This window comes from Mesorhizobium sp. M0601 (assembly GCF_040320845.1).
In the GTDB taxonomy this organism is placed as follows: domain Bacteria; phylum Pseudomonadota; class Alphaproteobacteria; order Rhizobiales; family Rhizobiaceae; genus Mesorhizobium.
Genome location: NZ_JAMYQK010000037.1, coordinates 17,928 through 38,561 on the forward strand (window position 1 = coordinate 17,928; position 20,634 = coordinate 38,561).

20 protein-coding genes are annotated in these 20,634 nt (G+C 59.4%); 8 read left to right on the forward strand and 12 right to left on the reverse strand.

All coding sequences use genetic code 11. From position 1 onward, the window contains the following. The first annotated feature begins 4 nt into the window (after positions 1 to 4). Positions 5 to 850, forward strand: coding sequence for a LysR family transcriptional regulator (locus tag NKI41_RS25835; protein ID WP_352685623.1), 846 nt, complete (start codon positions 5 to 7; stop codon positions 848 to 850). 68 nt (positions 851 to 918) lie between these two features. Next, positions 919 to 1,464 (forward strand): DUF488 domain-containing protein, encoded by a 546-nt coding sequence (locus NKI41_RS25840; protein ID WP_352685624.1) that lies wholly within the window; start codon positions 919 to 921, stop codon positions 1,462 to 1,464. Between the two features lie 8 nt (positions 1,465 to 1,472). Here the strand turns inward: NKI41_RS25840 and NKI41_RS25845 are convergent, their stop codons facing one another. The 5 genes from NKI41_RS25845 to NKI41_RS25865 all read right to left on the reverse strand — a co-directional run bounded on the left by NKI41_RS25845 (position 1,473) and on the right by NKI41_RS25865 (position 6,529). After that, the gene (locus tag NKI41_RS25845; RefSeq protein WP_352685626.1) at positions 1,473 to 2,036 is read right to left on the reverse strand and encodes a GreA/GreB family elongation factor; all 564 of its coding nucleotides are present in this window, start codon (positions 2,034 to 2,036) and stop codon (positions 1,473 to 1,475) included. 161 nt (positions 2,037 to 2,197) lie between these two features. Then, positions 2,198 to 2,662 carry a nucleoside diphosphate kinase regulator gene (gene rnk, locus NKI41_RS25850; RefSeq protein WP_352685628.1) on the reverse strand — a complete coding sequence of 155 codons (465 nt, stop codon included), beginning with the start codon at positions 2,660 to 2,662 and terminating at the stop codon, positions 2,198 to 2,200. A gap of 1,078 nt (positions 2,663 to 3,740) precedes the next feature. Next, positions 3,741 to 3,968 carry a hypothetical protein gene (locus tag NKI41_RS25855; protein ID WP_352685630.1) on the reverse strand — a complete coding sequence of 76 codons (228 nt, stop codon included), beginning with the start codon at positions 3,966 to 3,968 and terminating at the stop codon, positions 3,741 to 3,743. A gap of 70 nt (positions 3,969 to 4,038) precedes the next feature. After that, a complete protein-coding gene (locus NKI41_RS25860; protein ID WP_352616179.1) occupies positions 4,039 to 5,379 on the reverse strand; it encodes an ATP-binding response regulator in 1,341 nt (446 codons plus the stop codon). Between the two features lie 10 nt (positions 5,380 to 5,389). Further along, positions 5,390 to 6,529 (reverse strand): FIST N-terminal domain-containing protein, encoded by a 1,140-nt coding sequence (locus NKI41_RS25865; protein ID WP_352685632.1) that lies wholly within the window; start codon positions 6,527 to 6,529, stop codon positions 5,390 to 5,392. A 351-nt stretch (positions 6,530 to 6,880) separates the two neighbouring features. Here NKI41_RS25865 and NKI41_RS25870 point away from each other — a divergent pair, with 351 nt between their 5' ends. Beyond that, positions 6,881 to 7,198: a hypothetical protein gene (locus NKI41_RS25870; RefSeq protein ID WP_023679214.1), complete on the forward strand. Its 318-nt coding sequence runs from the start codon at positions 6,881 to 6,883 to the stop codon at positions 7,196 to 7,198. On the opposite strand, the gene NKI41_RS25875 is transcribed toward NKI41_RS25870, so the two are convergent. From NKI41_RS25875 to NKI41_RS25885, 3 genes are all read right to left on the reverse strand, one after another. Further along, entirely contained in the window at positions 7,195 to 7,656 is a 462-nt protein-coding gene (locus NKI41_RS25875; protein WP_352616184.1) for a phasin, read from the reverse strand. The genes NKI41_RS25870 and NKI41_RS25875 overlap by 4 nt on opposite strands. A 457-nt stretch (positions 7,657 to 8,113) precedes the next feature. Beyond that, on the reverse strand, positions 8,114 to 8,872 hold the full coding sequence (locus NKI41_RS25880) for a hypothetical protein (RefSeq protein WP_352685634.1): 759 nt from the start codon (positions 8,870 to 8,872) through the stop codon (positions 8,114 to 8,116). A 26-nt stretch (positions 8,873 to 8,898) separates the two neighbouring features. After that, positions 8,899 to 10,848 carry a CHASE2 domain-containing protein gene (locus NKI41_RS25885; protein WP_352685636.1) on the reverse strand — a complete coding sequence of 650 codons (1,950 nt, stop codon included), beginning with the start codon at positions 10,846 to 10,848 and terminating at the stop codon, positions 8,899 to 8,901. Positions 10,849 to 11,057: 209 nt separating this feature from the next. On the opposite strand from NKI41_RS25885, the gene NKI41_RS25890 reads away from it, so the two are divergent. After that, positions 11,058 to 12,599, forward strand: coding sequence for a caspase family protein (locus NKI41_RS25890; protein WP_352685638.1), 1,542 nt, complete (start codon positions 11,058 to 11,060; stop codon positions 12,597 to 12,599). 56 nt (positions 12,600 to 12,655) lie between these two features. Here the strand turns inward: NKI41_RS25890 and NKI41_RS25895 are convergent, their stop codons facing one another. Next, positions 12,656 to 13,048 carry a hypothetical protein gene (locus NKI41_RS25895; RefSeq protein ID WP_352616192.1) on the reverse strand — a complete coding sequence of 131 codons (393 nt, stop codon included), beginning with the start codon at positions 13,046 to 13,048 and terminating at the stop codon, positions 12,656 to 12,658. 212 nt (positions 13,049 to 13,260) lie between these two features. Between NKI41_RS25895 and NKI41_RS25900 the strand changes: the two genes are divergently transcribed. After that, positions 13,261 to 13,710 carry a hypothetical protein gene (locus NKI41_RS25900; RefSeq protein WP_352616194.1) on the forward strand — a complete coding sequence of 150 codons (450 nt, stop codon included), beginning with the start codon at positions 13,261 to 13,263 and terminating at the stop codon, positions 13,708 to 13,710. A gap of 1,014 nt (positions 13,711 to 14,724) precedes the next feature. Here the strand turns inward: NKI41_RS25900 and NKI41_RS25910 are convergent. Next, positions 14,725 to 16,410 (reverse strand): winged helix-turn-helix domain-containing tetratricopeptide repeat protein, encoded by a 1,686-nt coding sequence (locus tag NKI41_RS25910; RefSeq protein ID WP_352685642.1) that lies wholly within the window; start codon positions 16,408 to 16,410, stop codon positions 14,725 to 14,727. A gap of 89 nt (positions 16,411 to 16,499) precedes the next feature. On the opposite strand from NKI41_RS25910, the gene NKI41_RS25915 reads away from it, so the two are divergent. The 3 genes from NKI41_RS25915 to NKI41_RS25925 all read left to right on the forward strand — a co-directional run bounded on the left by NKI41_RS25915 (position 16,500) and on the right by NKI41_RS25925 (position 18,863). Beyond that, positions 16,500 to 16,871 (forward strand): hypothetical protein, encoded by a 372-nt coding sequence (locus NKI41_RS25915; RefSeq protein ID WP_352685644.1) that lies wholly within the window; start codon positions 16,500 to 16,502, stop codon positions 16,869 to 16,871. A 149-nt stretch (positions 16,872 to 17,020) separates the two neighbouring features. After that, positions 17,021 to 17,251, forward strand: coding sequence for a hypothetical protein (locus NKI41_RS25920; protein WP_352685646.1), 231 nt, complete (start codon positions 17,021 to 17,023; stop codon positions 17,249 to 17,251). 1,324 nt (positions 17,252 to 18,575) lie between these two features. Further along, a complete protein-coding gene (locus NKI41_RS25925) occupies positions 18,576 to 18,863 on the forward strand; it encodes a hypothetical protein (RefSeq protein WP_023679221.1) in 288 nt (95 codons plus the stop codon). A gap of 35 nt (positions 18,864 to 18,898) precedes the next feature. On the opposite strand, the gene NKI41_RS25930 is transcribed toward NKI41_RS25925, so the two are convergent. Then, entirely contained in the window at positions 18,899 to 19,729 is an 831-nt protein-coding gene (locus tag NKI41_RS25930) for a BtpA/SgcQ family protein (RefSeq protein WP_352685648.1), read from the reverse strand. Beyond that, entirely contained in the window at positions 19,726 to 20,634 is a 909-nt protein-coding gene (locus tag NKI41_RS25935; protein ID WP_352685650.1) for a ribokinase, read from the reverse strand. Before NKI41_RS25935 ends, NKI41_RS25930 begins: the two co-directional genes overlap by 4 nt.

Consider the following 20,634-nt stretch of genomic DNA (forward strand, 5'->3'; position numbering starts at 1 on the left):
CAGAATGGACATCGACCGCGCTCGCACGTTTTTGGAAATCGTTCATTCCGGCAGCTTTCTGAAAGCCGCCGACCGGCTCCACGTCACCCAGACCACGGTAAGCGCGCGGATACGCACGCTGGAGGAAGAGCTTGGACGTCAGCTCTTTATCCGCAACCGCAATGGCGCGCAGCTGACGCCGGCGGGCCGGGAGTTCGAGCGGTTCGCCCAGTCATTCGTGCAAATCTGGGAACGGGCACGGCACCAGCTCGCCATCCCATCGGGACGGACAAGCGTCGTTGCCTTGGGCGGAGAGCTCAGCTTATGGAACCCACTGCTGCTCGACTGGCTGGTCTGGATGAAGAAGGCCAGGCCGGAAATCGCCATCCAAGCCCAAGTCGGCGTGCCGGACCAGCTCCTCGAGCAACTGAGGACTGGGGTTCTGGACATTGCGGTGCTCTATGCGCCGAAGCTGCTACCGGGTTTCAGGGTAGAGCTTCTCGTCGAAGAGCAGCTCGTTCTGGTTCGGACCACGGACAGAGAGGGGGGACCGGTCGGCTCCAAGGACTATGTCTATGTCGACTGGGGGCCGCTGTTTGCAGCCCAGCATGATGCCAGTTCTTCTGCCTTCGGCGAGCCGGGATTGATGGTCGGCCTTGGGCCGCTTGGACTGAGCTACATTCTGCGCGCCGGCGGAATGGGTTATTTTCGCAGGGGCGCCGCAGCTCCCCATGTCGAGGCGGGGCAGCTGGAGGTCGTGGAAGGCGCGCCGGAATTCACCTATCCGGCCTATGCCGTCTATCCGGAAGCAAGCGAGGCGCGAGCCGACGTGCAGGAGGCGCTACGTGGATTGAAGCAAGTTGTGAAATGATCGTACCTCCAAGCGTGAAGCCACGGTTCGCGTGCCTGGAAGGATGGATCGCCACGGATTGACCGAACATGCCTTATCCGTTCCACACCATCGGTCACTCGACCCGGTCGATTGCCGGATTCGTCGCCCTGCTGCGGGTCGGAGACATCGCCTTGGTGGTCGATATCAGGACCGTTCGACGATCGCGGGCGAACCCGCAATTCAACAGCGAGATGCTTACGGAAAGCCTGGCAGCGTTCGGGGTCGGATATGAATACATCGCCGAGCTTGGCGGACTGCGCGGCAAGGCACACGACGTTCCGCCGACGCTCAACGCATTCTGGATCAACCAGAGTTTTCACAACTACGCCGACTACGCGCTGTCGGCGGAGTTTCTTGGCGGCTTGGATCGGCTCGTGGCCCTCGGCAGGCAGCGGCGGTGCGCCATCATGTGCTCGGAAACGCTCTGGTGGCGCTGTCATAGAAGGATCGTCGCGGACTACCTGATCAGCCGCGGCGAGTCCGTTTTTCATCTGATGAGCCATGACAAGGTCGAGCCGGCGAAACTCACCGACGGCGTGAAGGCACGGGACGACGGAACGCTTGTCTACCCGCCTGCACAGCCTTCGGAATAGTCGAGATCTCAGGCGGCCGATGGACCAGGGTCGTTGAAGCCGGAGTTGAAGGCCGCCACGACTTTGTTCTCCGCTTCGTCCTGCAGTTCCTCCAAACGATGGACGACGCGGAGAACCGGTCCGTCCAGTCGCGACGAGCCCGGCTCTAGACCCTCTGCCAGCTTCAATCTTTCGCGCCTTGCGGCTTCCGGCTGATAAACCACTTCTTGGACGGTCAGCGTTTCAAGGCCGCCGTCTGCAGTCGGAATGGACCTGGACTGGCCTTCGGCCAGACCGAGCAGCGCAAGGCCGCGCGGATTGGTGATCGGCAAAAGCATGCCAACCAGACCGCGCATCTCGTCATGTGCGACGATGCGGATCTCGGCAGGGCCGTCGTTCACCCGATAAGCCACGCGGCTGCTGAGCGTCACAACGGTTGCGGGAATGTCATCCCGAAACATTACAACCGCGCCCGAAATCTTCCGGTCGAGGATAGTCGAGAGGATTTCGCTGCGGGCCGGACGGCGTTCCCGCATCACCTCAAGAATGGTGTAGTCCTTGGTGGTCAGTTGGCAGCTATCGATAGTGGGCATGGTGCGTCTCCAGCCGGCCCGTGAAACGGGATACGGCATCAAGCGATTGATCGGGTGTGGAAAGCTACCCCTGTGCCGGACCTGGATAGGCCGGCGCAGGGGTCAGACTCCCGCGATCAGGCTGCCTGCATGATTGAGGAGACGGATGGAAACGCCCATACCTAGATGCCCGCCACAATCGTCGAAGACGCTGGTGCGCGCCGATCGGCTGTCTCGCCTTGCAGAGCGGGCTGGCTCACGGCAAGCACGCAAAGCTCGTGCCGGCGCCCGTCGCGTGCGGTCCACGTAATCGATTGCCCGGTCGAGAGTCCGATCAGCGCCGTGCCGATCGGCGTGAGGATTGAAACCTTGTTTTCGGAGATATCCGCATCGCCGGGAAAAACCAGCGTAACTGTTTTCGCGTCGCCCGTATCGGGCTTGAACGTCACCGACGAACCCATCTGGACGGTGTCAGCGGAGACCGAACCATGGGCGACGATACGCGCCCGCTCGAGTTCGGCGAGCAGTTCATCGGAAGCCTGCGGATTTCGTACAGCCACAGTCCTCGCAAGCGCCGATAGACGCGCATGATCCGACTGCGAGATGCGGATGTTCGGCTTGCGCCGGGTTTTCGTGTTGTCTTGCATTTGAATACTCGTGCTTCTGCCCGGACCAGCCGCGCACCAAGGGTGCCGGAACTGAGTCAATTCGTGAAAAAAACTTGCTGAAAACGCCGATGCCCCAGAGGCTCGCGGCCCTGCGGGATCATCCCATGTTGGTCAATGCACCGCCCCTCGGCTCAGGGCGTATGGCAACTGAGCCGGGGGCTACATTCCCGCTATGGGGCAAACCCGGAAAAGAAAATCGCGATGAATTTTGACTGCGGCGTTCATAAGACCATAGTTGGTGAAGCAATCCGGGAAGTCAAGCCAGCCACCTCGGTGCACCTTGGTGGGCATCAAACCCTAAGTTAGTCAGGGCGAGCACCAAGCAGCGTAGTTATCACCAGCTCTCTTCCGGCCCTGTTTATCCCGGTCCCGCTCGGTCTTTCTTCCGCCAATCCGAGGAAGACAAGGCGTTCGGCCAAGGCTTTTGATAGAGATGGGTAAGGCCCGCGGTTCATTCGCTTGAGTGCCGTTTGCTCCTCCTCAGTTAGCGCGTCCCAGATAACCGTCATGACGGCCACCTCCCTTGTTTGCATTGTCCAGCCAATGCGAATTCTGGATTGTCGAGCCACGCGCTGTGGCCGTGAATTCATCGAGCCCGAAAACCTTGAGTCTATGGAACGGCGTCTGGCCGTCAATGACACCGGCGCTCGGGCTCGCTAAAAGCGCACTGTCCACCCTAGTCGACCGCACTCGTGTCACCGCAATCGGACTAGCGACGGCTCTCACGTTCCTGACACCAGCTAAGCAACCCGCGCCTCTCTAGTCAGATCAAATTCACGCGGCGATTGCTCTGCAGCAGTTAGCCGCTTTCCCTCGTCTAGTAAAATGGCGGCCCCGGGTCCAACGTAGAATGCTTTAGATTTACTAAATTGCTTTTTGAATGCTCTATTAAAAGTCATCATTAGGTCCTGAGCGAGCGGCGTGTCGGAGACCGTAGCCACGCGGCCATTTATCACAACATCTTCAGCCAATCGCCCACCAGGCGAAAAAGTTACTGTGTCCGGATTGCCAAGCTGATCTAACGAATACCGGATGCCGAAAGGTGTTTTTATCGGCCTCACCTCAATGGGCACAGCGTGGCCGGTGACAAGAAATGCTCGACCGCTGGAAGCCGATCCTGTGGTTGATTGCCCAAGAGTTGGAATTTGCATTCTATTGCTAAAAGAGTCGAACTCCATCTTGGGAAAATGACCATGAAGATGTATTTTACCGAAATTTCAAGTTCTACTGCTTCCAATACGGGAAGAAGATCACCCTTTAGCGCGAAGAAGAGAATCTGCTTCATATGAATTATCGCCTAGGCACAAGTAATGGCTGGAATACGCTGATCCGTGTGCTGGGAAGATACGGCCAGTTCAAGCCAGCAGATGTGCCAGCAACGCCCTCAGTTGCGCTGGCTTCAACGGTTTGCGCATCAGTTCGATGCCGGCGGCGCGGGCGGCGTTGGCGATTGTCTCCGAACCATCGGCGGTGACGATCAGCGCCGGCACCGCACGGCCGAGACAATCACGGACTTTGGCGATTGTGGTGGTGCCGAGGTCGCCACCGTCGAGATGCTGGTCGGCTATGACAATATCTGGCAACCAGTCCGTATCGCCAAGCATGTCGAGCGCGTCACCGGTCGAGGTGGCGGGGCGCACCAGGCATTGCCAGCGCTCGAGCAGGGAGGTCATCGCCTGCAGCACGTCGATGTCGTTCTCGACCAGCAGCACCCTTGTGCCGAACAGACCGTAGCCGCGCGGCCGCTCCATGTCGACGGTGCTGGCGATTGGATCGGCCGTGTCGCCGATCCCGACCGGAACGTCGATATGGAAAATCGTGCCATGTCCGACCTTCGACGAAAACGTGACGGGATGGCCGAGTGCCGCGGCGATGCGGCGCACGATGGCCAGCCCCAACCCCAGCCCGCCGGCGGCAAGCCCGGCATCCGTCGGGATCACGCCGCGATGGAATTCCTCGAACACCGCCTCGCGCTGGTCGTCGGGGATGCCGCAGCCGGTATCGGCGACGTCGATGCGGATGGTGTCGCCGCGATGCCTGGTGCCGACCAACACGCCGCCCGAGCGGGTATAGCGCAGTGCATTGGACAGGATGTTCTGCAGGATGCGGCGCAGCAAGGTTCGGTCCGAACGAACGAGCGCATCGACCGGCCGGAACTTCAGCGTCAGCCCCTTCATCTCCGCGACCGGCTGAAAATCCGAGCGCAGAGACGAAAACAGCGTCTCCAGGCTGACATCGGTGATGTCGGGCTGCACGACGCCGGCATCGAGCTTGGAAATGTCGAGCAAGGTGCGGAGCAGGTCCTCCATCGTCTCCAGCGATCGCTCGACCTGGCGGACCAGCTTTCTGCCTTCCTCGCTGGTCTGTACTTCGGCAAGCGCCGAGACCGACAGATGCGCGGCGTTCAGCGGCTGCAGCACGTCATGGCTGGCGGCCGCCAGGAACCTGGTCTTGGACAGGTTCGCCAGCTCGGCGTTTTCCTTGGCTGCGTTCAAGTCGATGTTCGACTGCTCCAGCCGGCGCAAGGTCGAATGCAGCTCTTCGGTGCGGCTGCGCACCCGGCTCTCAAGCGAAATGGCGGTCTGGAACAGCGAAAAGGCATTGCCTTGCTGGTCCATGGAACGCTCGACGCGGCTGATCAGCGCGGCGTTGATCTTCTTCAGCCTTTCCAGGTCGTCGATGTTCCTGAGCGGCATCCCGGATTTCCTACTCCGCCGCTTCGGCCGCCTTGCGTTCGCCGAAGGCGATGCCGGTGAAGGTCTGGTTCAGATGCATCGAACGGTACTGTTCGCCATAGGTGCCGAAGCCGAGGACGTTGTTGACCTTGTAGAGTTCCGAAATCTCGCGATAGACCTGCCGATTGCGCGCGTCGAGCCGGCGCAGCACGCAGTCGAAACCGAGGATCAGGTCGATGCCGCCAAGCCTTTCGCTGACGTCGCTGAGCGCGGCGCGGGTCGCCTCGACCATGTCCTTAGGCTGGGCGACGGCAAGCACGACACCATCGTCGATGGCGCAGAAGAACGACAGCGAGCCGTCCGCGTGCATCTTCTGGATTGAACGGCAGTAAAATTCGCCGCCGACTTTCACCACCACCGGATGCGAGGCAAAACTCAATGGCGTCAGCATCTGCGCGACAACGCCGACCGAGGCGGCATATTCCTCGGCGGCAATGGTGGCGTTGAATTCGCGCACGATGCGATGGTCGGGATCGGATGCCGTCACCACCAGCTTCTCGTCGGTGGGAACGAAATTGTCGGTCTTGAACACGTGGAAAGGAATTTCCGTGGTGACCAGCACGATGATGGCGCTGTCGGAGGTCACTTTGCCGTTCGAGATCAGCCGTGTTGTCTCGAATTTCAAATCATCGCCAGCCGACCCACCGATCAGTGGGATGTCGTCGAGCCCCCAATGGATGGCGGAGGTCACCGCTTCTTCGGCATAAGACAGGCCGTCGATCAAGCAGAGCGCGAAAGTGGTGTCGGCCCGCTCGTGCCCGAGGCGCTCGTGTAACGAACGCCTCAGCGCCTCGACTTCGCCGGTAATCCCGTCCATGCCCGATGAGGACAGATTTTCGACCATGGTGCTGGCTGCCGAAAACGATACGGAGGGAAGCAGCATAGCCAGGATCTGGCCTTCCTCCAGCCCCTTGGGCGTTATCTCACCGGCTGTCGAGCAGCCGGCATAGTGGAGCGCCGGTGCGTGGGTCTTCAGCGCTTCCGACAGGGCGACGGCCTCTATGAGGCTCTGCGAGAAAAACAGGAGGGCAAACCCGGCGTCAATGGCCGCTGCTTCCGCTGCCACCGCCCGGGCGAACGCATCCGCGTCAGATTCGTCGGTGGTGAGCACCGAAACGCCGCATGCATAGCGCGTCCGTGACTTGGCCAGCGGCTTCCTCCTCCATTTCCTCCAACGCTCTTTTTTGTGCGCGTCTGGCGCGCCGGCGTCGAGGTCATTGTTGTCTTGAAGCGGCGCTTTGGCAATGAGCCAACATGATGGATTTGAAGTTTCTGCCGTTTGACGGCGTCCGCGCTGCCGCTCACAGACGAAAGGCCGCGTCGCACCGCCATCCGTGCAACGAAGGCCCAGCTGAATTTGCCGCAGGCGAATGTCAAGGCTCGACGTGCCAAGAATGGGGCAGGATATCGCGCTTAGCCGTTGCCGCTTTGGACAGGGTGTTAGTCTAGTCTGGCGGTTGTCGTGGTCAATCCGGGGCAGGTGACAGCCTACGCCAATGCGCTCGGCAAGCGGGCCAGGACCGACACCACCGATGCTGCTGTAACGCTGCCTTCGTTGGGTCGAGCAAGCGGCAAGTGCCCGTTGCGCGGCACCGAAGCCGAGGCCCTGGCCGGGCTCGTCGCTCGCCGCCGTCAGATTGTGCGGATGATCGCAGCCGAGAGAGCCATGCCCGCACCGCCATGGCAACGCAGGCACCAAAGAGCATCCAGCCAAAAGGAAAAAGACCGGCTGGAGAAGGTGTTGTTTCGCGGTTATTTCCGATCGCTTAGACTCAATTAGGCGACTTTGAGATCTTTCATCGCCTTTTCAACGACATCCTTGATCGGCCTCGATACATCTTCGGCAGCCTTGGTCGTCACGGCCTGAAATTCCTTGGCCTGCTCGACGGTCTTTTCGAGCTGCGTGCGCAAGAAGGCAGTCTGCAGTTCGATGAACTCGGACGGCGACTTCACGGCAACCAGGGCTTCGAGGTGCGAGAAGCCGGCTTCGGCATTGGCGCGCAGAGCAGCAATTGTCTTCAGCGACAACTCGTTGCCGACGGTCTTGGCGGTTTCGAAGCTCGACTGCAGAGCCTTCTGGGTCGTCTCGGTGCCTGACGCAAATTTCGCATAGGCTTCTTTCGACTGCTCGACGCCCTTTTCGGCGACAGCGCGGACCTGGTCGGCAGCCTTCGACGCGTCGAAGGTGGGGAATGAGGTATTTTCAACGGTGTCAGCGGTCTTGGCCATAGTTTCCATCCTTTCCGGTGGACGGCCTTTCACAAAAGCCGTCTCGTTCATTTACGAAACTGACGTTACGGCATTTATAGTGCATTGCAATATTTTTGTGCGACGCACCATCCCTCTTCCAGCGTTCCGAGGGGGCATGCGGAGGGTCGGTGGCATCTCGAGATCGCCGGTTCTGCAGGAAGAACTCTTCTGGACGGATCACCTGATCCAGCATAGCCTCGCAACAGCGCACGACGTTTTGCCACCTGCGTATCTACTTCAGCCGCTATTCGGCAAGCGTCCAAGTCTACGTCAACGAAAGCGTTAAATTCGTGCGCCGCAAACTTTCAGTCGGCGTACCCGCTGGGCACAAGGCGATCGCTTTCCTTAGCGCGCCATCGAGAAGTTGCCTCGATATGGCGGTGGTTGACGCGAAGGCGCGCCTCTACCGCTTCCAGTGCGCCGTGAAGTGACCACCCCTGGTGGTCTATCGGTTAGCCAAGTTCCGGATCAGTGCGGATGCCTGAAGAAGACAACCGCTTCCTATCATCCAGGCATACAGTCCCACATGATCCGACGGGCTGAAGCCGGTGGGCAAATGCACGATAGGCATTCGAAACGACTTATCGTCGATCACCAACCCAACGGATCGAAGATCCGGTGGCACGTTTCCGGGAATTGCCAAAATTGGGGTATCCTTGTCCCAGACCAAGCTTGTCGCCCGCGACTCTTCATTATAGGCAACCGAAACATCCGCCCTGTGCCCCGGTGGGCGCCAAAGCTCCAGTTTGAGGTCATAAACGCAGCCTGTCAGACCATTTTCGACCGGCACCATCCAAGGTTCCAAGGTGGCGGCCGTCGTGTCGGAAACGCCACGAGATCCACCTATGGTTTGGAGCTGACCAGCGGCATTCCCCAATAGATCCGAAATCGCAGTCAAACTCGAAGAAGCGCCTGCCGCCCCGTTAGACGTTGATCCAGAATCCGATGCGTCGTCAGTCACCACAATATCCGCAGGTCCCGGCAACGCAGTGACCGAGCCATCGTCACCCATCAAAGTGACAGTCGATCCACCCTCGATATGCACGAGGTCGCCCAGTCTGAACAGTTTGCCGAGCTGAGGGCTGTCCGCGGGAGGATCGACAGCGACAACGACATACTCGCTGGCCGCAAGAGCGCTCGAGCAGGAACCAACTGCTGCGATGGCCGCAGCCAGTAGGAAAATGATTTTGGGTTGCCGATACATGACGCACGTTCAACCATACGCTTGTTTTACTTGCCTTCAAGATAGATCCTATCGCCAGCCTCACCCTGCTTCAGTCTCCCAAGGTGATAAGCAACGAGGCCATCGTTGGGATATTGAATGGCCAGCGATGCAAAGGCAGCAGCGGCAGTCTTGTCGCGCGCGGACATCAGCAAGTAAGCTTGCGAGTAAGCCTCCACCATCTCGCGATTCATACGCCCGTCTTCCAGCAACTCGAAGGCTGAGATCCACTCAGTCTTGCCTTTCAGACACAACACACCGGACGGCCGAAGCAGGTAGTCATCGGAAGAGTTCGCCACCTCCTCGCTGATGCAGTTCACGGTACCTAGAAACTTGTTCGCGCCTTCGAGCCTGGCAGCGGTGTTCACCGTATCGCCCATGGCCGTGTAGTTGAAGAATCGATTGCCCCCAAAATTTCCGACAACTGCAGGTCCTCGATGGACGCCGATACGAGTGACGCCAACGTCATGGCCTCTAGACTTTAGATCTGTCCGAAATCTTCGAGACATCGCGACGGTAGCAAGCGTTAGTTTTAGCGCCCTTTCGGCTTGGTCCTCCTGCACACCCGGTGCACCAAAAAAACCAATGACTGCATCGCCTATTAGTTTGTCTATCGTGGCGCCATGTTCAATGAAGAGACCACAAACCGCCTCGAGGTATTCATTCAGAACCGTAGCAAATACCTCTGGTTCCGTCCGTTCGCCCAAACTGGTGAATCCCTCAAGGTCGGTGAACACGCACGTTATCAAGCGTTCGGATCCGCCGAGGCGCAGCGACGCCGGCTTGCTGACTAGCTCTGCCACGACTGCCGGGCTGAGATACTGCGAGAACGCGTTCTGGACGAAACGCCTTTCTTTCGAGTCCCGGTGCCATGCCAGAATGGCGACGAATCCGGAGAGCCCTAGCAGCAGCATCGACGGCGCGACCATAGGTAACAGAATTCCGGCCTTGGCAAACGCGGTTGCTTCTAAGATCAAAACCAAAACGACTGCGCCGATGATGACCACAGGTTTCACCAACACTGATATGCGGAGCCAAGCGACCCAGATGCAGAGCGCCGTCGCGAGAACGAAGGGCGCAAACGCCGCCACCGCCTCTGGCGTAATGATTTTGTCGCCCTTGATCAGTCTCGCCAGCGCATTGGCATGAATAACGACACCCGGCAGCGCTCCGGCAACAGAGCCGTTCAGCACGGCAAAGGGGGTTGCATGACGATCCTGCAGCGGGAGGTCAACGCCGATCAAAACGAACTTCCCGGCGAACCAGGCCGGGGGCGCGAAAGCGGCGGCGTGTGCCGGATATATTGTCCATCGTGCCGGATGAATGCCTGTAGCCCGATAGTAGACCATCTTCTCCGCAGCTTGCGATGCCGATATGCCGGCGGTCTGCGCAAGCGCTGACGCAAAGCTAGGTTGCCAGTTGCCATTCACCACGCGCCCGGGAAATTCTTCCCGCACAACCCCGTCGACCCTATCATGAGACAGGGCGGCCAGTCCGCGGATGGCGCTTGGCGCGAAGCGACTAAGATACGACAGTTGCTTGTCGGTAAGGTCGTCCCCGTGTGATGCAGATGCGACAATTACCGGACTTTCGGCCGCCTCGATAACCTCAGCTAGGCGCCGATCCTTTTCCGCCTCGGTTGGCTGATCGAAAAGCAAGTCGATGCCTATTGTTCTCGGATGAGCCTTATCGATTCTCTGCACGAGGTCGGCCAAGGCACCCCGATCCAGCGGCGATCTATAGGGAAACCTTTCCAATGTCTGCTCTGTGATCGTTACGATCACGATGTCTGTCGGGGGCGCGACGAAGGGCGAGATGGTCGTCATCAAGACGTCGCGCAGCAGTTTCTCGCCTGAGGGAGAGAATGTGGCAATGCAGGCGCCCAGAATGAAAAAGAATCCGAGCGAGGCGAGAAGGCGCCCTTTTTGAACCATTCCGATCGGCGTGAAGACGGCCAAGCTGCGTGCAATTCGTTTCGGTGTCTATCGGCGTGAATCTACACAGCATAGACCGCTGACGAACTATGGGCTAGCGGTGGGCCCTTCGCTAGATCCGCTGGACTTGACACTGCGAAGCACCGGGCTCAGTCTCGCAAGACTGCTCCGGTTTTATCCTGTCCATCGACTGGTGAATCCGCTGCATGAGCTGAGACTAAGGATATACAGCCATGATGGCGCTTCGCTTCGCCATTGCGCTTCTTCTAGTTTCGCTGAGCGCCCAAGCGTGGGCAGAACGGCGCGTCGCGCTGGTCATCGGTAATTCTGCCTATAGATACGCGGTTCCACTTTCCAATCCAAAAAATGATGCGGTGGATATGACCGCAAAACTGCAGGCGTTGGGCTTTGAGGTGGTTGCAGGCGAGGACCTCGATCTGAGCGGGATGCGCGGCACGGTTCGAGATTTCATCGGCAAGCTGGATGGTGCCGACATGGCGCTTCTCTTCTATGCCGGCCATGGCGTCCAGGTGAACGGCACCAACTACATGGCTCCCGTTGATGCGCGGCTATCCACATATAACGACCTCGACTTCGAAGCCGTGCCCATGGACCTCGTCTTGTCGGCCATGGAGCGAACCACGAAGGTCAACCTGGTATTTTTGGATGCTTGCCGGGACAGTCCTTTCTCACAGAACCTTGGGCGCTCGATGGGTACGCGATCAGGGTCGGTCGGTCGGGGCTTGGCAAAGCTAGGCACGGGCGTTGGATCGCTCATAGCCTTTGCAACGCAGCCCGGGAACGTTGCGCTGGACGGCGAGGGAAGGAACTCGCCGTTCACATCTGCGCTGCTGAAGAATCTTGGTACGCCTGGCCAGGACATCTCCCGCGACCTCATCAACGTCCGTAGGGATGTGCTTGAAGCAACCGACGGCAAGCAAGTGCCATGGGACAACTCCTCGCTGACGGGCGACGTCATTTTGCAACCGTTGTCCGGAAACACCGCTGTCACGGCGGGTGCGAAAGGAGGGGACGTAGAAGTCGCCTATTGGGAGACCATCAAGGAAAAAACGGACAAGCGCTTCTTTGAGGCCTATCTCAGACAGTATCCAAGCGGCGCCTTTGCGGCGTTAGCCAGCTTGAAGATCGACGAGATCGAACAGGCAGCAACAGATCGTGGCAAAGCCCCCTCGATTTCCATCGCGGGCGTGGTGGTTGCAGAAGCTCATCCTGATTTAGATGTGACGCAAGCTTTGGCTGATCCGCGCGCGTTGACAAAGGCAACGCAAACAGAGCTAACGCGAGTCGGCTGCCTTGTCGGACAGGCAGACGGCAAATGGGGACCGGGAAGTCGGAAAGCTCTTCAAGCCTTTGCCGAGCAGCGGGGATTGAAGCTTGCCAGCCTGGAGCCGACGAAAGAGGTGTTGCGCGCAATCAAGAATATGCCAGAACGTGTCTGCGCTCCGGTCAAGGTAAAGGCTTTTGATGGCGCGTGGGCACTGACGCGGCGCGCAGGTAATTCCGCCTGCGATTACACTGAACAGTCAACGACAATCTTTATCGATGGAACGGAAATTTCCGCGATGGTGCCGTTGGCCGGAACAATCACCGCCGACGGGGCATTCGACATCTATTTAAGTTTCGTCGATGACGATGGTGCGCCAAGGCAAAACCATATCATCGGCAGGCTTCAAGGTGCGAAAGGCAGCGGTGAGTTTTCTCGAGTCGGAGGCGAGTGTGCAGGTGTCGTAAGACTTGACAAGCGTACTGAATAGGGCCGGCATTTGCGGGTCCGTGCAAACGCCGACCAAACCATCGGACGTGGTCCGTCTCATTGAACCAACGTTGAAGTCGCGTGGACTTTGCCGTCGTCGCGTACCTCGTAAAATTTGTCGTTGTCAATGTAGATAAGATGACAAACTGGTTTACCTTGGTCTTGTGAACAGGCCTTGTCGCCGTCTAAAGTCAATGGAACTTTGACCTTTATCTTAGTTTTGTTGTTCACCAAAGCTTCACCAATGATCTGTTTTTTCTTCCAGTTCCAGACAAGAGTGGCAGTTATGGCGGCTCCAGCGTCGTATATAATTACATTTACCTTTTTCCCATCAGCAAAAGTCTTAAATTCTTCCATCGATGCTTTCTTCGCGCTACTTGGTAGATCCTCGGCCCAAGCGGACATAGCAAGTGAAAACGTAGCTGCGACAACAAGCGATAACAGTTTCATCCTATCCTCCCCATCCCCCGCCGGTTTGACTGACATGTCTATATATTCTTAAGCGAGGAGACTGAAAATTATCATGATAACAAGCTTTCAAGAAGCGGAAATCAGCGCGTCCTAGATGTCGTTGGGGACATTTGCTCAAGTTGAGCGGAGCCGCACATTCTAGCATGTTCCCTAGGATTTGCGCTTAAGCCAACGCGTTCTCGGTGTTTACAATGCGCAGACCGCCCGAGCGTGTGATGCGTGGTGTTTGGATTGCGAGCCTCTTTGCACTTACCGCCGCGTATGTTGCCGACCAAGCGGGCCTTGAGGGCATCGTCTCGAAGCGCGCCGACAGCCCGTATCGAAGCGGCCCGACGACGAATTGGCTGAAGACGAAGAGCTTCACAGTCCAGGAATACGAACTATTGGGCGTCGAGCGCGAGCCGGGCACGGCGGCATTCGCCTTGCTGGCGAAGCCCGGTACCGGAAAACATGCCGGTTCGGCTTTCATCACCTTGAACCAGGAGATGCGCGAACGGCTGTGGAAGCGTGTCCAAGAGCACGCCGGGCCACCGCCGAAGGCCGGCGACCATGGGTCAGGCCGGGCTGAAAGCCCACGTCAAGCAACTACGGGGCGAGTTCGGACTTCGCCACGCCTCACTGCAGGATTCAGAGAGGAGTGATACCTCCAGCGAACACGGCACGAATTAGCCGGCAAACCGCGGCGGGCGGGTGCCTCGGGGACAAGATGGTAGATTGCCAATGCGTTTGCGGGTGTGGCCTTAAGTCGCAAACTATTGGCTTCAGAAGCAGGGCGTCGGGCTTCATTGACGGTGCTGCCAACACCATATGGTGATCCATAGCCTCCCAAACGAGAGAAGCTCGCCCCTGACGGGTCGCACTGCGGCCGTCACCCGGCAATTGCTACGAACTAGGAAACCATCATGCCTGAAAATATCAGACTAACTTCGAGAGATGTCCCCCTCATTCAGCTAGGCCTCTATCAATGCCGCTTCCCGGTGAGCGAAGACTCGTCAGTACCCGGTGGTTATCGTTTTTGTGCTGGGCCAACTTCGCCGGATCGCGTCTACTGCGATCACCACCATAACATTGTGACCGCCGTGGACCCTCGTCGAGCCCGTTCGGGTCTCCACCTCGCTCAACGACGCGCCGCGTAAGTCTGACTGGCGGCGGCCTCCCGGCCAGGCGCTATGCGCTCCAATGGCTACGACCTTTCCGTCGGCTCGGTCTGGCCCATCCTCCCTTATGCCGTCTTCGCCGATGTATCCCTCCGTCGCCCGATTGAGAACGACGACTTCGCGCCGAAGCGATCGCTTCGTAGCCCGACTGGAAGCTCAGTGAGCTTTTGTAGAGGTCGAGGGTCCAATCCAACGTCTGGACTCCACTGGAGTGCCTGCACTCGAGAGCGATTGGCTCTGCGGCAGCCGATAAGGACCAAATGCGCCATCTGCGGAAGTTCGAGGCATCGCCGATGAACGGCAGCCATCGGGCCCGTCGCAGAAGTTGGGGTGCGAGCGCACTATGGCGCAAGTCGGCCCCATTGCCGACTTTCCCGCACCCAATATTCCTATGAAGGATGATCTTGCTTTGAGGGCAACCACCGTCCACAACACAAAGGCTTCAACGGTTTTTATGCGGCCAATCGGACTTCTGCCGGGCCACAACCGGACAGCCGTTCACTCCGGCAACCCCGCGAACCGCATGTGTCCGATCCAGCGATCGAGGGCCCCGGGGGCGAGGTAGTTTTTCTCCCATTGCCTGCGTTGTTTGCTGATGGAGTCGCCGGGCGAGTCTTTGAGGAAAACCGCAAGTGCTTCCTTTGCTTCCCGCTTGTTTCCCAGACAAGCGTGGATCCCGGCAAGCATGCGCTGTGCGCCGCTCGGGATTCTAGACATTTTCCGCATCGCCGTCAGCGCAGCCCCGCAATCGTTCTTTTCGTAGAGCGCCCAGCCCATCTGCCAGTGGAACCAGTCAGGGTGGAAGGGATCGATGCCCTTGGCCTGCTCGATCCGATCAATCGCTTCGTCCGTGCGGCCAACGTTCAGCAGCACGCCTGCACTCATGACGAGGATATTCGAGTCGCTGGGGTTCAGGGCGATCGCCTGATCGTACCGGGCAAGGGCCTGCTCCATCTCGCCGGCTTCGGTGTGGATGCTGGCGCGGATGTTATGCGCCTCGGAATCGTCGGGAGCGAGTAGAATAGCCTTGTCGGCGTATTCGGCGGCCCGCTTCAACGCCTCGTCGGGGTTATTTTCCTGCTTGTGCCAGAATACCGCGTCATTGCGATAGGACCAGGCCATCCCGATATAGCCGAACTGGGCGTTCGGATCCGCTTCGATCGCCTTGAGGCTGAACTGCCTTAGCAGATCGTTCCCCGCGGCAGAGAAATTGATCTCGGCCCTTCCCATCAACTCGGCCCTTCCCATCAGGTAGTAGCGGAGCGCGCTGACCTGCGCGGCGTCACTCCTTGGCAGCGGGCGCTGGATTCTCTGCCCGACCCGATCCGCAAGCGTGCGGATGATTTCCTCCTGGACGACGAAAAAATTGCCAATCTCCCGGTTGTAGGTGTTGGCCCAGACAGGCGATCCGTCATGCGCATTCAGCAACTGGGCGGTCACTTTCAGCCGGTCTCCGACCTTCTGCTGGCTGCCTTCGAGCAGGTAGTCGACGCCGAGTTCATCTCCGATCTTCCTGGTGTCGACCGGCTGGTCGCGGTACCTGAAGCTCGAGTTTCGGGCGATGACGGCATAAGTCTTGCTCCGCGAAAGCTCGGTGATGATCCCCTCGGCGACGGCATCGCTGAGATATCCCTTATCCGCGCCGGTACTGAAGTCGTCGAAGGGAAGGATCGCAATCCTCGGCATGTCGCTCGAAGGAACTGGAGCGGCTCGCCATATTTCGGCGCCGTAGTATGCGCCGATCGCTGCCGGGACGAGAACGATTGCAGCAAGAATGAAGCCGCGCTGCGAGAATCGTGTCTTGGCACGTTCCGTGTCGGCTGCGGCGTTTGCGTCCGCCGCGTCCGACGGATTGGCATTCAGCCGGTAGCCTCGCTTGGGGAGGGTTTCCACGATCACGTGCGCGTCGTCCCTCAATGCGCGGCGAATATCGGCAATGCATTGAGTGAGGCTGTCGTCGGTCACGAAGGTCTCGGGCCAAACCGCCTGCATCAGCGCATCCTTGGACACGATTTCGCCCGGTCGCGCCGCGAGCACCGAGAGCACCTCGGCGGACTGGCTGCGAAGATTGACCGCTTTGCCTTCGACGGTTCGGAGTTCTTTACTTTTCGTCAGGAAGGCAAAACCGCGAAACGTGATCGTTTCAGCAGATTTCAGGTCAATTTCAGGGGCCGTTCGGGACATTTCACCTTCCTGGCGCGCTTCCTAGTTTAGCCCATTCGGCCTTCGCCTCCAAGCGATCCCAGCAGCACCGGATGAAACGGAGGACGACATTGAATCGCACCAAGCTCATCATCGCTCTCGCTCTTCTTTTGGCAACGCAAACGGCTGCAAAACCGGATCCCCGCATCGCGAGATTCTGTGGTCCTGACCATGTCAACAAGGTTGCCTCAGACGACGTCCGTCCCAACCCCGGCGGTTATTGTGTCGCCAGCCTTAAGTCGATGGATAACCGGGCCATGTTCACCGCCATCGCTGTCACAATCCTTCTGACCAACCAGGGGGAGCTAATCAGGCTCCCCGACGTGAAACCCATGACCTCCATGGCGGAGTGCAGAGCTTGGACCCATCAACAGGAGTTCATGCGTGTACTCCCCGGCTATCTCGCCACCTTCCATTACTGCGACAACGCATCAGAACCATGATTTTGCAAGGCCTGGCTGTTCAGGCTCGGATCGAAGGATGGCACCACTCCTGCCGGGACCAAGGTCGTCGAGATCGGGCCCGTTCCGCCGATCAGTGCGAGCGAGTATTTGCTGCGCGTCAACGGCCCGGTGGAGCGCCCGGTGCCAAGATGCCGATCCATACACATCCGGGACCGGAGGCCTTCTATGTCCTGGGCGGCAAGCTCGGCCAAAGAACGCCCCACAGAGTGAGCTATGCCGAAGCGGGCACGACCATGGTCGGACACGGGGTCGACATGCCGATGGAGGTGTTCAGCGCCGGCACAACCGCTCTTGATGAGCTGGCCATCTTCATGGTGGACGCCAATCGGCCGTTCTCGTCGCCGGCCAGCCTCGACTGAGGCGACGTTTCGCGGGGTGGCGCGCATGTTTGGTACGAACTGAGGCGGCACCCCAGCGAAGATCCGCAAGATTCGGGAAATTTGGATTTTCGCTTACACGCATCATCGAAGCCGTCGGGCGGCACTGGGGCGCGGCGCTATCCGCATCTCAGCCGCAGCTCGCGCTGGCTCCCGGATCATATCGAGTCCGGCGGGACAAGAAAACAGTTCTCATGCTCTTGGGTCGGATGGAAGGCATATATGATAGTCGCCGTCCTGCGACGGAATCTCATCACCATATGGGATGAAATATCGCTGTTGCCGCGTGATCTTCCGATGACCCCCGGGCCTCAGGATCACAACCCAGCCACCGGGACGAACATGAACCGCGCCGTTTGGGATTCGCTGACACTCGCCATGTTCGGCGTCGCCGTGACAGCAGGCCGGCGGATAGCCCCATCCGGACGGGCATCATGTGCGCTCGAGGGAACCAAGAATCCTAGCGACGAAAGGGCCGCAAGGACGACCGCGGCAGGGGCTTGGCGCCGCGGCATTCCCTTTTCCGATTGCCGCTTCGGCCACATGTTAATGCAACTATACGCCTGTTATTAGCATTAGCTAACAAAAAGGTGCTGACGCGTCATCTTATGCACCCGTTCTTGCGTTCCGTTTCGGCTGCTGTCTACCCGGTTCTATCCCGGTAGTGTGTCTCAGTTTGAAATTTCGCGTTCGCTTCGTTACGCCGTTTCCTGCCTTTGCGTGACAACTGCGTCATCCAGCGGGCAGTGCAAGTAAAGCGCCACATCACGACCGATGCGGAATCCGTCAAAGAGGTGCGAAACTTCGTAGGAGCAAGGTCTTCGCGAGTGCCGAGCAGGGGATATTTGTCACCACCGCCTCTCGTTCTCGAAAGTAGCGCGAGCGCTACCGAGGAACGCCCGAGAGACGAAGTTAAAGCTGCACCTGGAGCTGATCGACGGAGAGCGGTTGCTTGAGATGCTTTACACAACCAACGCGCCGAAGCCTGCCTTGCCTCCGCCGCAGGTCAAACTCGACCAGGAATGGCGGGACGTCCATGGCCCGGGTCATTCTCGCACTCGACTTTTTACTGATTACATGAGCGGATGGCCCCGTTGGGGGAGCCGCAGACGCGCTCGGCCGAAGGTGTCTGGCATTTGGTCTGAGATCGATCGGGTCGAAGCCAATTTCCGCCTGCTGCGCTTCACGCTATTGCAAGACATTCAAATTTGAGCTTCCGCACTCATGCTTTGTCGAGAGTATCTCCGTAAGTTTTAGCCGTTCTGAATCGCCGTCGGCGACGATGACGACGAAATAGGAGAACGCAATGGCTCGCAATCACGTTGAACGTCTTGGAGAGTTTAGGGAAATCTTGGTCGCGACGCGGCGCGAAGGAGTCCGTAACGTGCACCATACTCGCGACGCAATGCGGGCAAGTGGCTTTCAGATCGGGGACAGCGACGGCTCCAGCTACGGAGCCGAGCTGAAGGTGCTCCAAGAGGAAATTGAGGCAGTCGATCGCGCCATCGAAGACGAGAAGCGGTTGGCCCTGGCCCTCGAGAGCGCGGCTCAATCCCGCCGACCGACTAAACCGAGAATCGTGAAGGGAACATAGAGTCAGGTAAGGCCCTTGGCTGGTAGGGTAGTCGGCTATCGCTTCAGACCACCCATGAAAGCCTTTACTCGAGCAGAGTCGACTTGGTTCCACCAGACGCCGTCGTGCTTCAGCGCGCTGGCGATGATGACCCCGTCGACAATGGCGAGAATATCCTTGGCATTGTCCGGCGTGACACCGCTGCCGACCAGCGTCGGCAGGCCGGCGGCCTGCTTGATCATACTTATGTAGCCCAAATCCGCGGCGTGGCCGGTGCGCTGGCCAGTGGCGATGATGGCGTCGGCGTCGAAGAAGACCAGGTCCTTGACCAGTTCCTCCACCGGGCGGTCGGCAACGATGGCGTGTGCGCCGTGCTTGACATGGGCATCGGCGAAAATGCGGATGCCGTTGGCGCGCAGCCTGGCGCGGTAGCGTGCCGCGCGGCCCGATTCGCCTTCGACAAAGCCCTCATTGGCGACGTAGGCATTCGCCCATTGATTGACTCGCACGAAGCCGGCGCCGGCTGCGCTGGCGATCGCCAGGGCCGGGATCGCGCCATTGGCCAGCACATTGATGCCGATCGGCCTGCCGAGTTCGCGGCGGATGCGGTCGGAAACCACGGCCATATAGGCCGCCGTCTCCGGGCCGATATCATCAGGCTTGGCGAAGGGGATGTCGCCATGGTTCTCGACGATGACGCCGTCGCAGCCGCCGTCGAGATAGGCCTTGGCGTCGTCGAGCCCGCGCTGGTAGATCGCCTCGATAGCCTCGCCGTCATAGCGCGGCGCGCCGGGCAGCGGCGCCAGATGAACGACGCCGATCACCACCTTTGTGCGGCCGAAAAGGTCTACGAGCGCGTCGCCGCCAGATTGGCCGAGCTGGGTCATGAGAGCTCCATTTGATCGATGAGCGCCGCCATCTCGGAGGCGGAAGGACAGGATGCCAGCGTGCCCGGCCGTGTCACGGCGATTGCGGCGGCGGCGAGCGCCAGCTTCAGCGCCGAGATGACCGGCATGCCCCGGGCAAGCCCACCGGCCAGACAGCCGCAGAACACATCGCCCGCGCCGCTGGTGTCGAGCGCTTCGACTCGCGGCGCCGGCAAACGAAGCGGCTCTTCATGGCCCGGGCCAAGCAGGAGACAGCCTGCGGCGCCGAGAGTGATGACGACGGTGCCTGCGCTTTTGGCCACCAGCGCATCGGCCGCCGCCGCGATGTCACCCCTGCCGGTCAGGGTTTTCGCCTCAGATTGGTTGACCACCAGAACCTCCGCCAGGCCGAGATCGGGCAGCGAGGCCGTGTCGATCGGGCTGGCGTTGAGAACGGTGCGCGCACCGTTTTCCTTTGCTGCTCTGAGGCAGGCATTGGTCACGGCAGTCCGCAAATTTCCCTGGCACACGAGGATGTCGCCGGGGGCGATCCAGCGGACAAGTGCTGTTTGCGCCACCGGATCGAAAGCTTCGCTGCAGGCGACGCCGCTGACAATGAAATTCTCTCCGCCTTTATCGACGACGATGGTCGAGCGGTCGCTCGGCAGCTCGAATTCGCTCACCTCAAGGTCTGACAGCTCGCTGTCGAGGCGGCTCCTGATCCATGCGCCTGCGGGGTCCTTGCCGAGCGCCGTCCAGAACGTCATCTCTGCACCAGTCCGTGCTGCTGCGACCGCCTGGTTGGCGCCCTTGCCGCCGAGACCGTCGGCGTAGCTCACGGCATTCAAGGTCTCGCCCGGGGCAGGGAAGCGGCCGACACGAAACATGGTGTCGACGCAGGCATTGCCGACGACGTGGACATGCAT